Source organism: Herbaspirillum sp. Her4, assembly GCF_057961335.1.
On the sequence record NZ_CM176330.1, the window covers coordinates 4824814 to 4846309 of the forward strand.

The window sequence follows — 21496 nt, forward strand, 5'->3', positions numbered from 1 at the left end:
GCCGCGCATGCCAATTAGAGCACCTTGGCGATGGCGTCGACCACCACGTCGATGTTCTTGGTGTTGAGCGCAGCCACGCAAATGCGGCCGGTGTCGACGGCATAGATGGAGAACTCGTTGCGCAGGCGATCCACCTGGGCCTTGGTCAGACCCGAATAGGAGAACATGCCGCGCTGCTTGATGACGAAGTCGAAGTCATGGCCGGGCGCCTTTTCCTTCAGCTTGGCCACCAGCAGCTGGCGCATTTCGCGGATGCGCACGCGCATCTCGGCCAGTTCGTCTTCCCACAGCTTGCGCAGTTCGGGCGATGCCAGGGCGGTTGCGACCACCTGGCCACCGTGGATCGGCGGGTTGGAGTAGTTGGTACGCACCACGCGCTTGAGTTGCGACAGCACGCGGGCGGCTTCTTCGGCGCTGGCTGCGGCGATGGACAATGCGCCCACGCGTTCGCCATACAGCGAGAAGGACTTGGAGAAGGAGTTCGACACGAACAGCGGGCCGCCAGCTTCGGCGAAGCGGCGCACCACCTGGCCGTCTTCGGCGATGCCGTCGCCAAAGCCCTGGTAGGCCATGTCCAGGAAGGGAACCAGGCCGCGCGAGGTCACCACTTCAATGACTTGCGTCCACTGGTCGTCGGTCAGGTCGGCGCCGGTCGGGTTGTGGCAGCAGGCGTGCAGCAGCACGACCGAGCCGGTCTTCATGGTCTTCAAGGCGTCCAGCATGCCGGCGAAGTTCACGCCACGGGTGGCCGGGTCATAGTACGGATAGGCGTTGACCTTGAAGCCTGCCATCTCGAACAGGGCGCGGTGGTTTTCCCAGCTCGGGTCGCTGATCCAAACTTCGGTACCGGCCGGCGAGAAGTGCTTGAGGAAGTCGGCACCCAGCTTCAGCGCGCCAGTGCCGCCCAAGGCTTGCACGGTGATCGCACGCTTCTCGGTCACCACGGCGCTGCCGGCGCCGAAGACCAGCTCCTGCACCGCGCGGTCATAGGTGGCCAGGCCGTCGATGGGCAGGTAGGTGCGCGGGGCCAGCTTGGCCGCCAGTTCCGCCTCGGCTTTCTTCACGCATTCCAGCAGGGGGACCTTGCCGTTGTCGTCGTAGTACACGCCCACGCCCAGATTGGTCTTGGCCGGGTTCTGGTCGGCGTTGTAGGCTTCGGTCACGCCCAGAATGGGGTCGCGCGGCGCCATTTCGATGGCGGAAAACAGGGAGGCGGAGACAGGTGCGTTCATCGTGATAACATGAAAAGTTAGCTGCAACAAAGCGCTGCAGAAGGAAATGGGTGCACAGGGAGAGATTCGGATGTGCACCTTTTTGCAACACTGCATTCTAACAAATGTGGATGGCCAATCACAGACACAGACAGGCCCAATTGCCTGCTGAATCTGCATGACACCATGTTCTATCGACATAACCCCGATCTGCACCCACCCCGCGCCAGGCCGTCAGGCCCAGTGGATGAGCTGGCTCCTGACGCGCCTTTGCGTCCGGTTTTGCCGGCTGCGGAGGCGCAGATTGTGTCTTGAACTTCAGCATCCCGGCAGCATTTGATCAATATTCACGCCTCCACCTTGCCTGTGTGCAATGCCCCGCTTGCGGACCTTGCCGGTTCTTCCTGCACCGTGGCGGCACACCGGAACCCGCGCGACAAAGGCAACCCAGACCATGGCTGAACTGACCCCCATCAATACCGAGCTGGACGAGAGCAAGTTCGTCACCTTCCCCGACTCGCCCTTCAAGCTCTACCAGGTGTTCCCCCCGGCGGGCGACCAGCCGGCGGCCATCGACAAGCTGGTCGAAGGCGTGCATGACGGCCTGTTCTACCAGACCCTGCTGGGCGTGACCGGCTCGGGCAAGACCTACACCATGGCCAACACGATTGCCCGCCTGGGCCGCCCGGCCATCGTGTTCGCCCCCAACAAGACGCTGGCGGCGCAGCTCTACAGCGAATTCCGCGAATTCTTCCCGCACAATGCGGTGGAATACTTCGTCAGTTACTACGACTACTACCAGCCGGAAGCCTACGTCCCCCAGCGCGACCTGTTCATCGAGAAGGATTCCTCGATCAACGAGCACATCGAGCAGATGCGCCTGTCCTGCACCAAGTCGCTGATGGAACGGCGCGACGTGGTGATCGTGGCGACCGTCTCGGCCATCTACGGTATCGGTAACCCGAACGAATACCACCAGATGATCCTGACCCTGCGCGCCAAGGACAAGGTCTCGCAGCGCGACGTCATCGCCCGCCTGATCCAGATGCAGTACACCCGCAACGAAGTCGATTTCGGCCGCGGCACCTTCCGCGTGCGCGGCGACACCATCGACGTCTTCCCGGCCGAACACGCCGAGCTGGCCGTGCGCATCGAAACCTTCGACGACGAGATCGACAGCCTGCAACTGTTCGATCCGCTGACCGGCCGGGTGCGCCAGAAGATCCCGCGCTTCACCATCTATCCCGGTTCGCACTACGTGACGCCGCGCTCGACCGTGCTGCGCGCCATCGAGACCATCAAGGAAGAACTGGCCGAGCGCCTGGAATTCTTCCGCAAGGAAAACAAGCTCATCGAAGAACAGCGGCTGGAACAGCGCACCCGCTTCGACATCGAGATGATGACCGAGATCGGTTTCACCAAGGGCATCGAGAACTACTCGCGCCACCTGTCCGGGGCCAAGCCGGGCGACCCGCCGCCGACGCTGGTGGATTACCTGCCCAAGGACGCCGTCATGTTCCTGGACGAATCGCACGTGCTGATCGGCCAGTTGAACGGCATGTACAACGGCGACCGTGCGCGCAAGGTGAACCTGGTGGACTACGGTTTCCGCCTGCCCTCGGCGCTGGACAACCGGCCGCTGAAGTTCGACGAATTCGAGAAGAAGATGCGCCAGACCATCTTTGTCTCGGCCACGCCCGCGGACTATGAAAACACCCACGCCGACCAGGTGGTGGAACAGGTGGTGCGCCCGACCGGCCTGGTGGACCCCATCATCGCCGTGCGTCCGGCCACCACGCAGGTGGATGACCTGATGCAGGAGATCAACGACCGCATCGCCAAGGACGAGCGCGTGCTGGTGACTACGCTGACCAAGCGCATGGCCGAGCAGCTGACCGAATTCCTCTCCGACAACGGCATCAAGGTGCGCTACCTGCACAGCGACATCGATACGGTCGAACGGGTGGAAATCATCCGCGACCTGCGCCTGGGTACCTTCGATGTGGTGGTCGGCATCAACCTGCTGCGCGAGGGCCTGGACATTCCCGAAGTCTCGCTGGTGGCGATCCTGGATGCGGACAAGGAAGGCTTCCTGCGTTCCGAGCGCAGCCTGATCCAGACCATCGGCCGCGCGGCCCGCAACCTCAACGGCATGGCCATCCTCTATGGCGACGTGGTGACCGATTCCATGCACAAGGCCATCGGCGAAACCGAGCGCCGCCGCGCCAAGCAGTTGGCCTTCAACGCCGCCAATGGCATCGTGCCGACCGGCATCAAGAAGGAGATCCGCGAACTGATCGACGGCGTCTTCAACCCGGCCCAGGCACGCACCGAAATGATGGTGGCCGAGGAGAAGCGCAACTACGAATCCATGAGCGAGAAGCAGATCAGCAAGGAGATCAAGCGACTGGAGAAGCAGATGCAGGAACACGCCAAGAACCTGGAGTTCGAAAAGGCCGCCGCAGCGCGCGACCAGTTGCAGCTGCTCAAGCAGCAGCTCTTCGGTGCATCGGGCAGCGATTCGGCGGTCGCCTGATCCTGCGGGGAGGCCGGCCGGGCGGTATACAATGCCGCCACTTCATTCATACGGCCGTGCCTCCCTTTCATTTTCCATGTCTTCCGTTTCCGCCCTCCCCGCTCCCCTGCTCGACCTGATCCAAACCGCCCACCCCTCCTGGCATGCCGCCCTGCGCGCCGGCATGGAGGCGATCCAGCAAGCCGATCCCGCTTATCTTCCTACCCTGGCGCAGGACGATTACCTGCCCACCGAAGGCCGCCTGTTCGCAGCCTTCGCGCAGCCCATGGACCAGGTGCGCTACGTGCTGGTGGGCGAAGGCCCCTATCCGCGCGCGGCCAGTGCCACCGGTGTGTGCTTCATGGATGGCGCGGTGGGTTCGCTGTGGTCGGAAAAGGGCTTGTCCAAGCAGGTCAATCGGGCGACCTCGCTGCGCAATTTCATGAAGATGCTGCTGGTGGCCGAAGGCGCACTTCAGGCCGGCCAGACCAGTGGCGATGCGCTGGCCGGCATTGCGGCGCAGGCCCAGGCCGATGTGGAAGGCAGCATCCAGACCCTGGCCGAGCTGCAGGACAACCTGACGGCGCAAGGCTTCCTGCTGCTCAATGCCAGCCTGGTGTTCCGCAGCCACATCGCTCCGCTCAAGGATGCCAAGGGCTGGAAGCCCTTCTTTGAAACGGTATTGCGCGCCCTGGCCGAGCATGGCCAGGCACAGGAAAAAAACCTGCCCACGCTGGTGTTGTGGGGGAAGATCGCCGAGCAGCTGAGCGGCCTGCCGCTGGTAGCGCAATTCCCGCGCGCGGTGGCCGAGCATCCCTACAACCTCAGCTTCATCGAGCACAGCGGCATGCAGCAATTGTTTGCGCCCATGCAGCTGCTGAAGAAGCGGGCCTGAGGCGGCCCGCTTCCATTTCCTCGCTCAGAACTCTTCCCAGTCGTCGCCACCACCGCTCTTGGGCGGTGCTTTCGGTGCGGCTTTGGGCGCGGCAGGCGCAGCCGGTTCGGCCGGCAGCGCAGGCTTGCTGGCGGGCTTGGCCTTCAGCGGTGCCGGCTTGGGCGTGATGTTGACCGGTGCCGGACGGGCTGCTGCAGCCGGCGGCGGGGCCGCATGATGAACCGGCGGCGGCGTGATCGGTGCGGCTCCGCCGCTTTCATCCAGCTTGAAGCCCGCCACCACGGCGGCCAGGTGAGCCGCCTGTTCCTGCAGGGACTTGGCCGCTGCCGCTGCTTCCTCCACCAACGCGGCGTTCTGCTGGGTCGCCTCATCCATCAGGGTCACGGCATTGCCCACTTCGGTGATGCCGGCACTCTGCTCCTGGCTGGCTGAACTGATCTCACCCACGATGTCTGTCACGCGGCGCACGCTGGAGACCACTTCATCCATGGTCGAACCGGCCTGGGCCACCAGCTGGCTGCCCGCTTCCACCTTCTGCACCGAGTCATCGATGAGCTGCTTGATCTCCTTGGCGGCCGTGGCCGAGCGCTGCGCGAGGGAACGCACTTCCGACGCCACCACCGCAAACCCGCGCCCCTGCTCACCGGCACGCGCCGCTTCCACGGCAGCATTCAAGGCCAGGATATTGGTCTGGAAGGCGATGCCATCGATGACGCTGATGATGTCGACGATCTTGCGGGAAGACTCATTGATGGAACTCATGGTGCTGACCACCTGGCCCACCACGGTGCCACCATGCACCGCCACATCCGAGGCCGACACCGCCAGCTGGTTGGCCTGGCGGGCGTTATCGGCGTTTTGCTTCACGGTGGAGGTGAGTTCTTCCATCGCCGATGCGGTCTCTTCCAGGGAACCGGCCTGCTGCTCGGTGCGGGCGGACAGGTCCATGTTGCCGCTGGCGATTTCGCTGGAAGAAACCTTCACAGACTCGCTGGCGCGCCGGATATCGAGCAAGGTGCGCGAGATCTTGTCGGCAAAGTGATTGAAGGCGCGGGAAATTTGCGCCAGTTCATCCTTGCCGCTGGTATCGAGCCGGCGCGTAAGATCGCCGTCACCTGACGCGATTTCTTCCATCGCATTGCGCACCACGCCCAGGCGGCGCAGCAGGCGCGTGATGGTGTAGCTCAGCAGCAATGCCGCCGCGACGATGGCCACCACGGCCAGAATCACCGCCAGCGCCATCAGCGCCCCAACCGCATGCGTGGCCTCGCGATAATCCAGCGCCACCACCAGCGACCAGTCAGTGTTGTCGATGGGTTGCGTAAAGAGCAGATAGGGTACGCCGCCGATGGTCGCGCTGGCGCCCTGCTTCATCCCGGCCAGCGAGGCGGCGGAGAGATTCTGGTCCAGCGCCGACACCGGCTTCAGGGCCAGCTCCTTGTTGGGGTGGGTGATGATGAGGCCATCCTTGCCGACGATGAAGGCGAAGCTGGATGGCGTGGGCTTGATGCCGGCCACGGTGCGCACCACGTTGTCGAGTTGCACGTCCGAGCCCAGCACGGCCTGCAGGGTCCCCTTGTCGCTGACCGGCTCGGCGAAGGTCACGACCAGCTTGCCGGTGGTGGCGTCCACGTAGGGGGCAGTGAGTACCGGCTTGCCGGCATCGACCGCCTGCTTGTACCAGGGCCGCGCGGTCGGATCGTAGCCGGCCGGCATCGGGTGCAGGGCCAGCATGCGCTTGTCGGGATAGCCGATGTAGGCATCATCGAAGGAACCGGCCTCCTGGGCCGCCGCGACGATGGGCAGGACATCGCTTTGCTTCAAGGCCTGCTTCATGGCCCCGGTGATGATGCGTTTGCTGCGCACCCACTCGGTGATGTTGGCGGCGTAGCTTTCGGTGAGCTGGCGGGTCTGGGTGGAAATGCCCTCCAACGTATCGCTGCGGACGGTGTAGATGTTGGCACCACTGAGAACGATCATGGCCACCGCCACGATCAGTACGCAAATGACGATCAGCCGGGCACGAAGTGAAGACAACATGGCGAACTCCCCTGTAAGAAGCAATGAAGCGGAACCTGCATGAACAGCAACATATTTCTTTTCCCCGCGACAAATATAGCAGTGCTCCACTACCGCGCGATGTCATTTTTGTTAAGAGGAAAGTGTCAGGAGCGGGCAAGACGGCATGGCTTTTCAGGAAACACACGCGTAAACGACAAATCCCCGCAGCAGCGGGGATCGGGGGTGTTCAACGCAGCGTGCACCTGGCCATGTTGGGGGTGCTGTCGGCCATCAGGCCACCGTTGCGGGTAATACGGGTACTACGGAGATGCGTCGGGCAGGGTCTGCCTATGTGGGCGACTGCTGGCTGCCTGCTGCGGCTCCGGGCATGCGGAGCCGGTCTCTTCTTCGTCGTTCTTCAGGCGCATCGGGCCTGGTCCTGCCGGGTACTGCGGTACTTCATTGCTGCGGGGGCTGCCATCAAGCTGGCCGCATCGGCATTCAGATCTGCGATTGCAGCTTCCAGACGGCGTGCAGGTGGCTGTGATCCAGCTGGCGCAGGCGCACTTCCATCTCGAAGTGGTCGGTCACGCCTTCGAAGTAGGCGGCGTCATGCAGGTCGGTAGCATCGTTGCGCACGGGCTTCAGGGCATGGGCGGCGATGACTTGCCGGACAGCAAACTTCACCAGCTCGACCAGAGAGCGCAAATTGTTAGAAAAACCGGCATCTTTTGCCAATATACTGACGTTGTTCACGATGAATTCCTTCTGTTTGACGTTTGGGTGATTGAAGAATAAGGTCGCCCCCGGCTTTTGCAAAGCAACATTTTCCGTCACCACTATAAGTTTTTCTTACAGCATGTCTTCATCCTTACCCCCGCTCAAGGCCCTCAAGGTGTTCGAAGCGGCAGTCCGGACGCGGAGTCTGACGCTGGCGGCCCATGAACTTTTCATCACCCATAGCGCGGTCAGCCAGCAGATCAAAACGCTGGAAGAGTATTTCGAACAACCGTTGTTTTTACGCCAGTCGCGTGGCGTGGAACCCACAGAAGCGGCCCTGGCCTTCTATGCCGAGGTCAAAGCCAGCCTGGACCGCATTGCGCTGGCGGCCGAACAATTGTCCCTGGCCGGCAAGAGCCGCGTGGTGCGCCTGATCGCCGCGCCCTCGGTGGCCATGCGCTGGCTGATTCCGCGCCTGTCGCAGTTCCAGATTGACAACCCGCGGATCGAGGTGCGCGTCACCACGACCATGTCGGAGTATTTCGAGGATGTGAAGGATCCTTTCGACGTCATCATCTGGCGCAGCCCGCTGGAGCGCAGCGGCTACGACTGCGTGCGCTTCCTGGATGACGTGTCGGTACCGCTGGCCTCGCCGCACTTCCTGGAGACGCACCCGATCCGGGTCCCGCGCGATTTCGTGGAGGTACCGCTGATTCACCTCTCCAGCCGTTCAGCGGCCTGGTCGCAGTGGCTGGGCAAAGCCGGGGTGGCGGTGCGGCGCAAGATGCCGGGGACGGTCTATGAACATTCCTTCCTGAGCCTGCAGGCGGCTGCTACTGACCAAGGCGTGGGCATGGGCACGCTGGCGCTGGTGGATGACGATCTGGCCGCAGGCCGGCTGGTGCGGCTGTTTCCGGAGATCGTGCTGCACGGGGAGGGTTACCACATGCTCTATCGCAGCAGCGCCGACACCAATCCGGCACTGAAGACTTTCATCACGTGGTTGAAGCAGATGGGCCAAGCGTCTTCGTTCGATCCGCAGCAGACCTGGCCGGCGGATTTTCCTGGCGAATACTGAGGGAGTCCGCCCCCGCGCCGGGCGCGGGGACAAACGCGGCGGGGATCAGTCCGCCGACTTGAGCACATGCACCTTGCGATCCGCGATCAGGTCCTTGGACTTCTCGCGATAGTCGGTCATGTGCGGCAGGGTGAAGTGCAGTTTCAGCGCTTCTTCGTCCTTCCACTTCTCGACGAAGGCAAAGGTATCCGGCCCCAGCGGCGCCTGGTTCGGGCCGAAGCCATCCACATCCACCACCAGTCCATATTCGATGCAACCTTCCTCGGCACGCACGGCGGCCAGGTTGGCACGGGCAATGGCCAGCAGCGCTTCGCGCTGGCCGGGCTTGGCGGTGATGATGGCGACGACGGTAACGGTGCTCATGCGGGAATTCTCCTATGCAAGGTGACAGGCGCCGCCAGGGCGACGGCGCGGGGCCACCAGCATACGCGATTTGTCGCGCCTCAGTTGAGACGGATCTTTTCCAGCAATTGCGTGATGTTGTAGCGCATCAGCGAGAGGTAGTCCGGTGCCGGACCATCCGGTTTCGACAATGCATCGGCGTACAGCTTGCCGCCCGGTGCCGTACCGGATTCGCGGGCGATCTGCTGCAGCAGCTTGGGGTTGCTCATGTTCTCGAAGAACAGGGCCTTGATCTTCTCGCTGCGGATCTGGCGGATCAGCGAAGCCACCTCGCGGGCGCTGGGTTCGCTGTCGGTAGACACGCCCTGCGCAGCCAGGAAGCGTACCTTGTAGCGCGCACCGAAGTATTCAAAGGCGTCATGCGAGGTGATGACCTTGCGCTTGGCATCCGGGATCTGGCTGAACTGGCGTGCAGCCCAGGCATCGAGGTCCTGCAGCTTGGCGACATAGGCCTCGCCATTCTTGCGGTAGACCTCGGCACCGGCCGGGTCCAGCTTGGCCAGGGCGGTGACGATGTTGCGGGTGTAGACGATCACGTTCTGCGGATCCTGCCAGGCGTGCGGGTCGTCCTTGCCGTGATGTTCATGTCCGGCACCGTGGGCATGATCGTCCTCGTCCTCCCCCACGCGCTCGCGCGGCTTGATGCCGGCCGAAGCCACCACGATGGGGCCACGGTAATTGGCCGACTGCGCCAGGCGCTCCATCCAGCCTTCGAAACCGAGGCCATTGACCACGATCAGCTTGGCACGCGAGACCGCCTTGATGTCATCCGGGGCGGGCTGGAAGACGTGCGCATCTTCATCCGGACCGACCAGGGTGGAGACGGCGATGCGCTCACCGCCGACATTGGCGACCACGTCGCCCAGGATGCTGAAGCTGGCCAGCACCGGAATGCGCTCGGCAGCGGCCGCCGGCAGGCTCGCCGCCACGGCCAGGGCCGCCAGCAGCACAGAGAGAGGACGAAACAGTTTCATGAATACTCCGGAAAAAGAGAAGCAGAAGAAATCAGCAATAGACAGGAGAAAGTGAAGTCTCAGGCCTGCAGGTGCGGTCGCCGCAACAGGCGCGGCAGCCAGCCGCGCGGGGCCAACAACAGCGAAGCGGCATACAGCACGCCCGCGCAGACGATGATGACGGGGCCGGACGGCACCGAGGCGTAATACGAGATCAGCAGCCCCGCATACCCGGCCAGCGCCGCCTGCAACACGCTGTTGCACAGCTGCGCGGGCAAGGTGTCGTGCCACAACCGGGCCGAGACCGCCGGCAGCATCATCAGGCCGACCGCCATCAAGGTGCCCAGGGTCTGGAAGGAGGCGACCAGGTTCATCACCACGAGCATCAGGAATACCTGCTGGTAGATCGCGCCGCCGCTGCGTCCGCCGCCCACGGCCATATAGGAAGGATCGAAGCTCTCCAGCAGCAGCCCGCGATAGAGCGCGGCGATGCCCAGCACGCTGGCGCTGGCCACACCGGCAATGAGTACCAGGCCCTCGCTGTCCACGCCCAATACGTTGCCGAAGAGGATGTGCAGCAGATCGAGCTGGGTGCCGTGGCGAGAAATCAGGATCACGCCCAGCGCCAGGGCCACCACGTAGATGGCAGCCAGGCTGGCGTCTTCCTTCAGTTCGGTATGGCGGCTGATCCAGCCGGCCACGGCCACCACCAGCACCCCGGCGGCAAACCCGCCGATGGACAGCGCCGGCAACGACAGGCCGAAGAAGATGAAACCCACCGCCACACCCGGCAGCACGGCGTGGCTCAGGGCCTCGCCGAACAGGCTCATGCGGCGCAGGGTCAGCAGCACGCCCAGCGGGGCGCTGCCCAGCGCCAGGGCAAAAGCAGCCACCAAAGCGCGGCGCATGAAGGAAAATTCCAGGAACGGGGAAATGGCCAGCGTTTGCAACGTCGAAAGTACGCTCATGCCTGGCCTCCCGGGTTGGCGGCATGGTGCGCGTGGGGATGCCCATGTGAATGTTCATGCGCATGGTCATGCACGCGCGACAAGGCCAGCACTTCCGCCTCGCTCACCTCGCAGACGCCGGCATGCTCATCGACCGCCTCGGCCATGGCGCGGGCGCGCTGCAGGTTTTCTTCACACATGACCTCGGCCGTCTCGCCCCAGGCCACCACATTGCGCGCCAGCAGCAAGGTCTGCGGGAAGGCGCGGCGCACCTGGTCGTGGTCGTGCAGCACCGCAATGACGGTACGACGTTCGGCATGCCAGGCCGAGATGATGCGCAGCAGGTCGCCGGTGGTGCGGGCGTCGATGGCATTGAAGGGTTCGTCCAGCAGGATCACCTCGGCATCTTGCAGCAGGATGCGGGCAAACAGCACGCGCTGGAACTGCCCGACTGACAGGCTGGACACCGGGCGGCCGGCAAAGCCGTCCAGCCCGACTGCCGCCAGCGCCTGCACCGCACGCTGGCGCATGGGGGCGTCGATGCCGCCCCAGTTGCCCTTGGCCTGCCAGTAACCCAGTTGCACGCAGTCGATCACCGTGATGGGGAAGCTGCGGTCAATCTCGGCCTGCTGCGGCAGGTAGGCGATGCGGCGTGCATCGACATGGGTATGCACGCGTCCGTCATTGCAGCGCACCAGCCCCAGCATGGTCTTGAGCAGGGTGCTCTTGCCGGCCCCGTTGGGACCGACGATGGCGGTGAGCGAACCACGCGCAAAGGCCCCGTTGACATGGTGCAGGGCCGGATGGCGGCGATAGCTGACGGTGAGGTTGTCCAGCGAGATGGCAGCGTCCATGTCAGCCCTCCCCCAAGGCCCAGTGCACGCCCAGCCACAGCAGCAGGACTACGGGCACAACGGCCAGCACACGCTCCCACCAGGGGCTGGCGAGCACGCCTTGCTTCAACAGGAATCGAGAGAGAAACGACACGGCAGGCAATCTGAGAAGAAGCAACACGGGCACCGGACAAGGCGGCCAGCAAGGCCGGGAAGAGCACACTTGCCCGTTGGCGCAACCGAGTTGCAGAAACAGGAAAAGCAGGCATTATAATGCAACCCTGTTGCAGAATGTAACAACGCTGCAAATCTGCCCGTGGTCCGGGGCACAATGCCGCTCTGAGGGTGGATCTTCTGCCCTGGTTTGCAGTCTGTTTCCTTGCGTTGCCGGTTTGCCGCCCCCCTTAAATTCTCTTTACAACAAGCACAAGAAAGAAGCCGCCCATGTTCCGATCCCGTCCATCGTTGCGCCTGATTCCTCTCGTCCTGCTGTCCCTGGCCAGCCTGCCTGCGCTGGCCGCCGATGAAGGCCATGACCATCATGGCAACCATCCCGCGCACGTGCACGGCGTGGGCAAGCTGGACGTGGCCCTGGAAGGCAACACCCTGACCCTGCACCTGGACAGCCCGCTGATCAACCTGGTCGGCTTCGAACACGCCGCCAGCAGCGGCAAGGACAAGGACACCGTGCGCGCCGCCGTCAAGAACCTGCGCGAGGTCAACCGCATGTTCGCCACCGATGCCGCCGCCCAGTGCAAGCCGGCCGAAGTGCAGCTGGAGTCGGCCGTGCTGACACCGGCCCTGCTGGGTGAGAAGACGCCCGCCAGCAGCGAGCCCGCCCCCAGCGATGGCCATGCCGACCTCGATGGCGATTTCACCCTGGTCTGCGCCACCCCCGGCGCACTCAATACGGTGGATGTGAGCGGCCTGTTTGCCGCCTTCCCCGGCTTCCAGCGCATCGACGTGCAACTGGCCACGCCCAAGAAGCAAGGTGCGGTGCAACTGGTGCCGGGCAGCGCCCTGATCCCCCTGAACTGATGCGACGACCCGCCGGGGCCACCTGCCCCGGCAACCAGTCAGCCCAATGACAGGCAGCGGCGCTATGATCGGCCCGGCCCCTCTGCCTCGTCACTCCTGCGCTTTTCCTTCATGTTGTCATGACTCTCCCTGAACGCCCCTCCCCGGCCGCCGCCATCGCCATGCGCGACCTGCGCTTCACCTGGCCCGGCCAGACACACCCGGCGCTGGCCTTGCCGCATTTCCAGGTCGCAGCTGGTGAACATGTCTTCGTCAGCGGCCCCAGCGGCAGCGGCAAGAGCACCCTGCTGGCCGCCATCGGCGGCATCATCGTGCCGCAAGCCGGCACCGTGGAAGTCCTGGGCCAGCCCTTGCACAGCCTCTCTGCAGCGCGGCGGGACCGCTTCCGGGTGGATCACATCGGTTTCATCTTCCAGCAGTTCAATTTGCTGCCTTACCTGTCGATCCTCGACAACGTGCTGCTGCCCTGCCAGTTCTCGTCCTACCGCAGGGAGCGCGCCGGCCAGCAAGGGGCCGATCTCAAGGGCGTGGCGCAATCCCTGCTGGCGGCGCTGGATCTGGCACCGGGCCTGTGGACGCGCCCCGTGACCCAACTCTCCATCGGCCAGCAGCAACGCGTGGCCGCCGCGCGCTCGCTGATCGGCCGTCCGGAAATCATCGTCGCCGATGAACCGACCTCGGCCCTGGACAGTGACCGCCAGCAAGCCTTCCTCGACCTGCTGCAGCGCGAATGTGCGCAGAGCGGCGCAGCACTGGTCTTCGTCAGCCACGACCAGCGCCTGGCCGAACGCTTCAACCGCCGCATCGCGCTGGAACAGTTGAACCAGGCCGCCCGTCCCGAGGAGGCAGCATGAAGCTGCTCCTGCGACTGGCCGCGCGCAGCGCCTGGAACCGGCGCTTCACGCTGGGGCTGATGCTGCTGGCCATTGCCCTCTCTACCACCATGCTGCTCGGCATCGAACGGGTACGCCATGAAGTGCGGGCCGGGTTCTCGCAATCGGTGTCCGGCACGGACCTGGTGGTCGGTGCGCGAACCAGTCCGATCCAGCTGATGCTGTACGCCATCTTCCGCATCGGCGGGGCCACCAACAACATGGGCTGGGACAGTGCCCAGACCCTGGCGCGCAATCCGGCGGTGGCCTGGACCATCCCGATCTCGCTGGGCGATTCACATCGCGGCTTCCCGGTGCTGGCCACCAATGGCGATTACTTCGCCCATTTCCGCTATGGCAGCGGCCAGTCGCTCAAGCTGGCCCAAGGCCAGCCCTTTGCCGGCGTCTTCGATGCCGTGCTGGGGGCGGACGTGGCCGACAAGCTGCACTATCACCTCGGAGACGTCATCGTCCTGGCCCATGGCATGGGTGGTCTCGGGCTGACCCAGCACGCCGACAAACCCTTCAAGGTGGTCGGCATCCTGGCCCGCACCGGCACCCCGGTGGACCGCACGGTACATATCGGCCTGGATGGCATGCAGGCCATCCACCTTGACTGGGAAGGCGGTGCGCCCTTGCCGGGGGTGCATATCCCGGCCGAATTCGTGAAGAAATTCAACCTGACGCCGACCAGCATCACCGCCGTCCTGGTGGGCCTGAAGAGCCGCGCCCGCGTGTTCGCCGTGCAGCGCGCCATTGCCGATGGCGATGGCTTCAAGGAGCCCTTGATGGCCGTGCTGCCGGGCGTGGCGCTGGACCAGTTATGGGACGTGGTCGGTATCGGCGAGAACGCCTTGCTGGTGGTCTCGGGCATGGTGGTGGTGGTCGGCCTGGCCGGGCTGGTGGCGGCGATCCTGGCCAGCCTGGGCGAGCGGCGGCGCGAGCTGGCCATCCTGCGCTCGGTCGGGGCGCGTCCGCTGGATGTGCTGTGGCTGCTGTGCGTGGAGGGACTGGGCGTGATGCTGTGCGGCGTGCTGGCGGGGCTGTTGCTGCTGAGCGGACTGATCTGGGTGCTGGGGCCGATGCTGGCTGACCAGTTCGGCATTACCCTGCATCCCGCCTGGCCGGCGGCAGGCGAATTACAATTGCTGCTCTGGACCGTGCTGGCCGGACTGGTGGCCAGCCTGTTGCCGGCCTGGCGCGCGTATCGCCTGAGCCTGTCGGACGGCCTGACACCAAGACTCTGATCTGGAAGCCATGATATGAAGACTCTTTACTGGATAGGCGGCATCGTGGTCGCCGGCCTGTGGGCCGGGCTCGGCGTGCGCCTGCTCTCGCAAGTCAACGCCCACGCGGCCCCGGCGGCCGCGCCTGCAGCGGTCAGCGCAGCCGCGGCGACGTCTGCCGCGCTGGCCGGCGCGGTCCCCGCCGTCACGGCACGCGCCGATGCCGGCAGCACCGTGCCGGGCGTGGCGGACGCATCCAACGGCCCCTACAAGGTCGGCGACCAGTTGCAGCAAAGTGCCACCGTGACCGAAAAGCCTTACCAGGCCTCGGGCAAGATGGTGAACGGCTTCCAGGAGATCGCCTGGGAATCGTTGATCCCCAAGGACTGGGACCCGATGGCCCCCTTCAAGGGCTTGAAACTGGACCAGATGACCGATGACGATCCGCGTGCCGATGCGGCGCTGTGGAAGGCCAAGAAATACTGGAAGGATGCCCCGGTCGACCCGGCCATGGAAGGCAAGCCGGTACGCCTGCCCGGCTTTGTGGTATCCCTGGACCGGGAAGGCGAGGCACTCAAGGAATTCCTGCTGGTCCCCTACTTCGGTGCCTGCATTCACGTGCCGCCACCGCCGGCCAACCAGATCATTCACGTCAAGAGCGCCAAGGCCGTCAAGAATGTGCGCACCATGGATGCGGTGTGGATCAGCGGCGTGCTCAAGGTGGAACGCTCGGATTCTTCCATGGGCGCATCCAGCTACAGCATGAAAGCGGTCAGCGTCGAACCCTACAGCGCGCCGGACAAGAGCTGAGTCGTCGCCCGACGGCTTATCCCCAGTTTCTCCTCTGCCTCCTCCAAGGCCTGCCCTGCGCAGGCCTTATCCACATTTTACGGGGGCAAGCTTGTGGACAAGGCTTTGACAAGCCACCCAAGCCCTTGATTCTTCAGTACTTTTCCCTCCCGCCTCGGCAGCGCGCAGAAATGGTGCAGTCGCCTTCCGCCCATCTCGCGGCCCTGACTTGTCCCCGTCCCTTGAGCGGATATCCACATTTTTTGGGAGCAAGCCTGTGGAGAAGCGCTGGGCAAGTCAGGCAAGGTCTTGATTGCAAAGGACTTTCCTTAGCCGAGGCAGCAGCAGGCAAAAAACGGGCAGCCCGGCAGACCCGATAAGCGTTGCAGGACCTGCAAGGATATCCACATTTTCTGGGAGCAAGCTTGTGGAGAAGCACTTGACAAGCCACTCAAGCCGTTGATTCCAAACAACTTTTCATTAACGCAACTGCGGCTGGCAAAGACCACCCAAATACGCCCGACCTTGGCTTTTCAGCTTGCTCCGGACTCGAAATACGGCATCGCCAGGCGCTTCCGGCAGGATATCCACACATTTTGGGAGCAAGCCTGTGGACAAGCGCTTGACAAGAGATCCAAGTAATTGATTACAAAGGAAAAACCATTTCAGATGCAAACCCGGGCAGTTTTTTGGCGCACCAGTCCGTCCGCCGCAAAGCCGCGCCCAGACTGGCCGAGCGGGGTGATATCCACACTTTTTGGGAGCAAGCCTGTGGAAAAGCACTGGACAAGCCACTCAAGCCATTGATTGTTAAGGGTTTTATGAAAAATGATACGAGACGGGCAACGCCTGTTGGCCTGCAGCCCTTGCATGGATATCCACATTTTTTGGGAGCAAGCCTGTGGAAAAGCGCTGGGTAAGCGCATCAAGTCGTTGATTGCAAAGGGAATTCACCACCAGGGCAGCAGATGGGCAATCGGCGGGCAAAGCGGGAGGCGGGGAAAGGAGAAAGCGATGGGCAGGCCCCGCTGACGGAGCCTGCCCGGAAGGGAGGGACGCACCCCGCGCCGCGCACCGACAAGCTTGCGCCTGACGGGAAGGGAGGACCGCGGCTTCCATTACGTGTGCGACCTGCCGGGTTACGACGCCACTGTCCGGCCTGGGCGTGAAGCATGAAGCTGGGAGAAACTGGCTGACCCGCAGAAAAAAGCCTGCGACGCGCTCGCATCGCAGGCAACAACATCTGCACAGGGTCAGAGGAGACGTGTTGAAGTCTAGTGGCCGCGTATGACCGCGCCATGACAGTGCACAGGGGATATGAAGGAAAAAGCGAGAGCGGCAGCGGCCGGGAGAAAAGTGATACCGAAAGTGATACCGAAAATGTCATGAAGCCGTCATAACGACGAACTATAGTGTGAACCCTAGTGCGGTACATGCAACCGATATGCATGATCGCATGGTGTGTTGGACATCTGTCCAGCACACCCTCCTCTCGGAGGCGTCCGCCTCCATGACATTCCCTGAAGAAACTGCTGAAGAAAAACGACGAACGTCTTACCAGACGCCTTCGATGGCCGTGGCCTGCAGCTTGATGCGCGAGACTTCGCCATCGGCGCCTTGCAGGGCCAGGTCGTCCGGCATCGCCTTGGGCGGCTTGCGGAACCATTCCAGGCACAGTTGCGAGAGATTGGTCAGTGCCTTCTTGGCCATGAACTGCTGCAGCAGCTCGCGCGTCAGTTCCAGGTTGGAAGCCAGGTAGAAGTCGCCCGGCTTGGCCAGCGTCTGCACGTCCGCGCTCATGCGCTGCAGGTCTTTCTGGAACATCTGGCGCGGTACCGGCAGCGGGTGGCCGGCCGAAACCAGCAGTTCCTGGAACAGCGGTGCCATGAAGTCCAGCGCATAGCCGTCGCACTGCACCCAGGCGTGGAAAGCATCCTGGTGGCTGGTGACGCTTTGGCCGTCCTCCCCCAGTGAACCAAAGGACAGCGCGCCGCCGCCATCTTCACGAATCAGGTAGAAGGCCGCACCGGCGACCGGGAAGGCATTGCGCTTGTAGAACTTCTTGAGGATCTGGGCGGCGGTGACGGAAAAGAAGAAACTGGCAGCCGGGATGTCCGCTTCCACGCTGTGCAGCACGGAATGGATGACGCGGAAGATGCGTTGGTAATCGGCCAGGGGGATCAATGGGCGCAGGTTCTGCGCGGAGGAATGTGAGCTTTGCATGGGCGCTATTTTCTCATGGAAAAGAACGGGCAAGCCGCTAGGCCGCTCCACGGGTGTGCCGGACTGCACACTCCCGTTGCGTGACGCGCTTTGGAACAAAAGCGGCTTCACGACTTGCCGTTCCACCCTCAAGACATGTTTACTGCGCAAAACTCTACTGCTACTACTATTGCTACTACTTCTACGGCTACTTCAACTGCTGGTACGCACTGCAAATCAATTGCAAAACGAAACGACATTGGCTCACTGCTGTACTGCTTACAACTGAAGCTTACTGCTCACTGCTACTGCGGATACTTGCTGCTGTTGCGGGCACTACCCCTAATGCCACGCAACGGTACTGCCTTTGCTGCTTCACTCCCCCTCACTTCACTTCCCCTGCACTCCCTCGCCCCCAGGCACGTCTCTCCTGGGTTTCAATCCGGCTTCTTCGGCGCCTGCATGAAGCAGGTGCAATCGACATCGTGATACTGTGCACAGTGCTGCAGCGACGGCCGGGTCAGGCCATTGTCGAACAGCGAACGGTCTTCGGCATCCACCTTTACGTAACGCATGGCCGCGGCCATGATCTGCTGGTCGCGCTGGCCGATGTCATCCAGCGACACTTCCAGGCTGCCCCACTCCTTGTCGGTCTTGACGAAGAGATACATCAGCACGGTGCAGAAGACCAGGTAACTGATGAACATCAGGGTGATTTCACCCGGTACGGATTCGGTAACGAAATGCATTGCTGGCTCCACAGGCAAGATACTTGGTCAAGGTCTTGCGTGCCAGTCACGACCCCACTGTATGGTCGGGGGTCCGGAGCACAGACCGTGTTTCATTGGTTCCCATGGTAGTGGCCCAACGTGACTGCGAACATCGGGGAATTCCTGATCCCGCAACGCGGCTTGCCAGCTCGACAGCAAGCAACCATCTGGCTTTGCGGCGCATCAAGCTCTTCCATGACCGTTAAAAGTTACGTGGATTTCAAGCCGGCCTGCCGCAGGGAAACAGACGAAAAAAAACCCGCCAGGCTTGCGCATGGCGGGTTCAGGCTCGAATTGTCCAAGTCCAAGGACGTCTGAGGAGACGCCCTCAATGTACCCGGCCACGCATCTGCTGAAAACGAAGCATTCGTCATGCGCTTATGCTGTTGCCGCATAAGCCGCCCGACGCCCCGCTCAGACCGCGTTGACGGGCAGCCAGCGCTCCACCAGCCGGGTCCAGAAGGCGGCGCCCACGGGGATGTTGGCATCGTTGAAATCGTAGCCGGCGTTGTGCAGCATCGGCTGGCCCTGCCCGTTGCCCACGCGCAAGAAGCATCCCGGGCGCTGTTGCAGGAAGTAGGCAAAGTCCTCGCTGCCGGCGATCGGACCGAAGGGCGCGATCACCTTGTCCGCCCCCACCAGTTCCTCGGCCACGCTGCGGGCGAATTCGGTTTCGGCATCGCTGTTGACCAGGACCGGATAGCCGCGCAGGTACTCGATGTCTGCGCGCGCACCGTAGCTCTCGGCATGCAGCGCTACCAAGCAGCGGATGCGTTCTTCCAGCAATGCGCGCACCTCGGGCTTGAAGGAGCGCACGCTCAACTCCAGCGTGGCGAACTCGGGAATCACGTTGGACGCCTTGCCCGCATGCAGGCTGCCGACCGTGACCACCGCCGTTTCCATCGGATCGACATTGCGCGAGACCACCGTCTGCAAGGCCATCACCAGGCTGGCTGCGGCCACCACCGGATCGACCGACAAGTGCGGACGTGCCGCATGGCTGCCGCGCCCGGTGAGGCGAATCTTGACGGTATCGCAGGCGGCCATGAAGGGGCCGCTCCTGAACATGAACGTGCCCGCTTCCACGCCCGGATGATTGTGGATGCCGAAGACGGCATCGCAGGGAAAACGTTGGAAGAGCCCATCGGCCAGCATCTTCTGCGCGCCGCTGTCGAAGCCGGCTTCCTCGGCCGGCTGGAAGATCAGGTGCAGCGTGCCGTCAAAACGGCGCGTGCGGGCCAGGTGCTTGGCCGCGCCCAGCAGCATGGCGGTGTGACCATCATGGCCGCAGGCGTGCATGGCACCGGGCTTCACGCTGGCCCAGTCCAGGCCGGTTTCTTCGTGGATGGGCAAGGCATCCATGTCGGCGCGCAGGCCAATGCTGCGGGCACTGGTGCCGGCTTTGAGGGTGGCAACCAGCCCGTTGCCGCCGATGTGGCGGGTGACGGCAAAGCCCCACTCTTCCAGGCGCGCGGCGACCAGGGCGGCGGTATCGACTTCCTCGAAGGACAGTTCGGGATGCTGGTGCAGATGGCGGCGGATGCCGGTGATTTCGTCGTGGATATCGTGCAGGTCGGCGACCTCGCACAGGGCGTGTTCATGCGGGTGACTCATTGTTTCTCCGTGGGGGATGGGCGGCGCGCCAGCACATCGCGGCCCTGCTCGGCCAGGTCCCAGAACAGGCCCGCCATCAGCTGCAGCGACTCGCGCGACACGCTGGCCAGTATATGCTCGTTGGGCGCGTGCTGTGAGCAGGCCGGATAGGAGTGCGGCACCCACAGCGTCGGCAGGCCGAGGGTCTCGGAGAAGACATCGTTGGGCAGCGAGCCCCCCAGGTTGGGCAGCAAGGTCGGTGTCTTGCCGGTGCTCTCCTGCAACGAGGCCAGGCCCCAGCGCACCCATTCATCATCCGGATCGAGCCGGGTCGCGGAAAACTGCACGCCCGACAGCGTCACCTGCACATCGTCATAGCCGTGTTCATCCAGATGCGCGCGGATGTGTTCGATGAAATGCGCATCATCGCTGCCCACCACGAAACGGATCTGGCAATGCGCCGTGGCACGCCCCGGAATGGCATTGACGGGCGCCTCCGGATTGCCGGTCTTGAAGGCCAGCACTTCCAGCGTATTCCAGCCGAAGACGCGCTCGGCGGGCGTGAGGTCGGGCTCGCCCCAATCCGGATCGATCTCCGGATCGGTGGGGCCGCCGCCCAGCTTGACGCTGGCCAGAGCCTTGCGCACGCTGTTGGGCAAGGCATCCGGCAGCAGCGCCGGCACGCGGATGGCACCGCGTTCATCGACCAGGCAGGCGATCGCATTGGCCAGGCGCACGCCAGGATTGCGCAGCAGGCCGCCCCAGTTGCCGGAGTGATGGCCGCCGTCGCGCAGATGGCAGGTCAGATCAAAGTTGCAGCCGCCGCGCGAGCCCAGGAACATGGTCGGCGTGGGAGCGTTCACGCGCGGGCCGTCGGAGGCGATGAAGAGATCAGCCTTCAGGCGCTCTGCATACTGGCGGCAGACTTCGTTCAGGCCGGGTGACCCGGTTTCCTCGCCCATTTCCAGGATCAGCTTGACGTTGTAGCCGAGCTTGCCGCCGCGTACCTTCATGACTTCTTCCAGCGCGGCCAGGTTGATGGTGTGCTGGGCCTTGTTGTCGGCGATGCCGCGTCCGTACCAGCGTTCGCCCTCGACCACGATCTCCCACGGCGAGAGGCCGGCGCGCCATTGATTGTCATAGCCGCGCACCACGTCGCCATGCCCGTAGGTCAGCAAGGTGAAGGCGGCCCCCTCCTCGATGCGCTCGGCGATCAGGAAGGGACTGCCGCCCGGCAACGGATTGTCGATCACTTCGCAGTCAAATCCCAGCGTGACGAGATAAGGCGTGATCTCCTGCCGCAGGTAGTCGTAGAGGATGGGCAGGCTGGCCGCTTCCTGGCTCTCGGTACGGATGGCCACGCGGCGCTTCAGGGTTTCCATGAAACGGCCGTCGTCGAAGTAAGCCTGTACGCCGGCGATGGCTTGTGCTCTGCTCATGCTGCTGCTCCT

Annotated in this window: 19 protein-coding genes; 7 read left to right on the top strand and 12 right to left on the bottom strand. The window is 63.4% G+C overall.

The genetic code is table 11. The features are described 5' to 3' along the window. Nucleotides 1-14: 14 nt before the first annotated feature. Complete coding sequence (locus tag ACWFUC_RS21810; RefSeq protein WP_489623257.1) at nucleotides 15-1232, bottom strand: amino acid aminotransferase; 1218 nt, start codon at nucleotides 1230-1232, stop codon at nucleotides 15-17. A gap of 433 nt (nucleotides 1233-1665) precedes the next feature. On the opposite strand from ACWFUC_RS21810, the gene uvrB reads away from it, so the two are divergent. Continuing rightward, nucleotides 1666-3747, top strand: a complete 2082-nt coding sequence (uvrB, locus tag ACWFUC_RS21815) for an excinuclease ABC subunit UvrB (RefSeq protein ID WP_489623258.1) — start codon at nucleotides 1666-1668, stop codon at nucleotides 3745-3747. Between the two features lie 76 nt (nucleotides 3748-3823). Continuing rightward, on the top strand, nucleotides 3824-4621 hold the full coding sequence (locus ACWFUC_RS21820; protein WP_489623259.1) for a uracil-DNA glycosylase family protein: 798 nt from the start codon (nucleotides 3824-3826) through the stop codon (nucleotides 4619-4621). A gap of 24 nt (nucleotides 4622-4645) precedes the next feature. Here the strand turns inward: ACWFUC_RS21820 and ACWFUC_RS21825 are convergent, their stop codons facing one another. Further along, complete coding sequence (locus ACWFUC_RS21825) at nucleotides 4646-6661, bottom strand: methyl-accepting chemotaxis protein (RefSeq protein ID WP_489637329.1); 2016 nt, start codon at nucleotides 6659-6661, stop codon at nucleotides 4646-4648. A 462-nt stretch (nucleotides 6662-7123) separates the two neighbouring features. Then, on the bottom strand, nucleotides 7124-7462 hold the full coding sequence (locus ACWFUC_RS21830; protein WP_489623261.1) for a hypothetical protein: 339 nt from the start codon (nucleotides 7460-7462) through the stop codon (nucleotides 7124-7126). 19 nt (nucleotides 7463-7481) lie between these two features. Between ACWFUC_RS21830 and ACWFUC_RS21835 the strand changes: the two genes are divergently transcribed. Continuing rightward, on the top strand, nucleotides 7482-8420 hold the full coding sequence (locus ACWFUC_RS21835) for a LysR substrate-binding domain-containing protein (RefSeq protein WP_034335739.1): 939 nt from the start codon (nucleotides 7482-7484) through the stop codon (nucleotides 8418-8420). A 45-nt stretch (nucleotides 8421-8465) separates the two neighbouring features. On the opposite strand, the gene ACWFUC_RS21840 is transcribed toward ACWFUC_RS21835, so the two are convergent. From ACWFUC_RS21840 to ACWFUC_RS21860, 5 genes are all read right to left on the bottom strand, one after another. Continuing rightward, the gene (locus tag ACWFUC_RS21840) at nucleotides 8466-8783 is read right to left on the bottom strand and encodes a putative quinol monooxygenase (RefSeq protein ID WP_039784852.1); all 318 of its coding nucleotides are present in this window, start codon (nucleotides 8781-8783) and stop codon (nucleotides 8466-8468) included. An 80-nt stretch (nucleotides 8784-8863) separates the two neighbouring features. Further along, nucleotides 8864-9796: a metal ABC transporter substrate-binding protein gene (locus ACWFUC_RS21845; protein ID WP_489623262.1), complete on the bottom strand. Its 933-nt coding sequence runs from the start codon at nucleotides 9794-9796 to the stop codon at nucleotides 8864-8866. 59 nt (nucleotides 9797-9855) lie between these two features. Further along, on the bottom strand, nucleotides 9856-10743 hold the full coding sequence (locus ACWFUC_RS21850; RefSeq protein WP_489637330.1) for a metal ABC transporter permease: 888 nt from the start codon (nucleotides 10741-10743) through the stop codon (nucleotides 9856-9858). Then, complete coding sequence (locus tag ACWFUC_RS21855; protein WP_489623263.1) at nucleotides 10740-11576, bottom strand: metal ABC transporter ATP-binding protein; 837 nt, start codon at nucleotides 11574-11576, stop codon at nucleotides 10740-10742. Before ACWFUC_RS21855 ends, ACWFUC_RS21850 begins: the two co-directional genes overlap by 4 nt. A gap of 1 nt (nucleotide 11577) precedes the next feature. Further along, nucleotides 11578-11709: a hypothetical protein gene (locus ACWFUC_RS21860; RefSeq protein ID WP_256497406.1), complete on the bottom strand. Its 132-nt coding sequence runs from the start codon at nucleotides 11707-11709 to the stop codon at nucleotides 11578-11580. Between the two features lie 290 nt (nucleotides 11710-11999). Here ACWFUC_RS21860 and ACWFUC_RS21865 point away from each other — a divergent pair, with 290 nt between their 5' ends. The 4 genes from ACWFUC_RS21865 (at nucleotide 12000) to ACWFUC_RS21880 (ending at nucleotide 15501) form a co-directional block, all read left to right on the top strand. Then, nucleotides 12000-12593 (top strand): DUF2796 domain-containing protein, encoded by a 594-nt coding sequence (locus ACWFUC_RS21865; protein WP_134222888.1) that lies wholly within the window; start codon nucleotides 12000-12002, stop codon nucleotides 12591-12593. Between the two features lie 119 nt (nucleotides 12594-12712). After that, on the top strand, nucleotides 12713-13447 hold the full coding sequence (locus ACWFUC_RS21870) for an ABC transporter ATP-binding protein (protein WP_134222889.1): 735 nt from the start codon (nucleotides 12713-12715) through the stop codon (nucleotides 13445-13447). Then, nucleotides 13444-14712, top strand: a complete 1269-nt coding sequence (locus ACWFUC_RS21875) for an ABC transporter permease (RefSeq protein ID WP_489623264.1) — start codon at nucleotides 13444-13446, stop codon at nucleotides 14710-14712. The genes ACWFUC_RS21870 and ACWFUC_RS21875 overlap by 4 nt, the downstream gene beginning before the upstream one ends. 15 nt (nucleotides 14713-14727) lie before the next feature. Further along, nucleotides 14728-15501: a DUF3299 domain-containing protein gene (locus ACWFUC_RS21880; RefSeq protein WP_489623265.1), complete on the top strand. Its 774-nt coding sequence runs from the start codon at nucleotides 14728-14730 to the stop codon at nucleotides 15499-15501. A gap of 1533 nt (nucleotides 15502-17034) precedes the next feature. On the opposite strand, the gene ACWFUC_RS21885 is transcribed toward ACWFUC_RS21880, so the two are convergent. The 4 genes from ACWFUC_RS21885 to ACWFUC_RS21900 all read right to left on the bottom strand — a co-directional run bounded on the left by ACWFUC_RS21885 (nucleotide 17035) and on the right by ACWFUC_RS21900 (nucleotide 21484). Continuing rightward, nucleotides 17035-17703: a DUF2026 family protein gene (locus tag ACWFUC_RS21885; protein ID WP_489623266.1), complete on the bottom strand. Its 669-nt coding sequence runs from the start codon at nucleotides 17701-17703 to the stop codon at nucleotides 17035-17037. 416 nt (nucleotides 17704-18119) lie between these two features. Beyond that, the gene (locus tag ACWFUC_RS21890) at nucleotides 18120-18431 is read right to left on the bottom strand and encodes a hypothetical protein (protein ID WP_489623267.1); all 312 of its coding nucleotides are present in this window, start codon (nucleotides 18429-18431) and stop codon (nucleotides 18120-18122) included. Nucleotides 18432-18866: 435 nt separating this feature from the next. Further along, entirely contained in the window at nucleotides 18867-20066 is a 1200-nt protein-coding gene (locus ACWFUC_RS21895; RefSeq protein WP_489623268.1) for a M20 aminoacylase family protein, read from the bottom strand. Further along, nucleotides 20063-21484 (bottom strand): M20 family metallopeptidase, encoded by a 1422-nt coding sequence (locus ACWFUC_RS21900; RefSeq protein WP_489623269.1) that lies wholly within the window; start codon nucleotides 21482-21484, stop codon nucleotides 20063-20065. Before ACWFUC_RS21900 ends, ACWFUC_RS21895 begins: the two co-directional genes overlap by 4 nt. Between the last annotated feature and the right edge of the window lie 12 nt (nucleotides 21485-21496).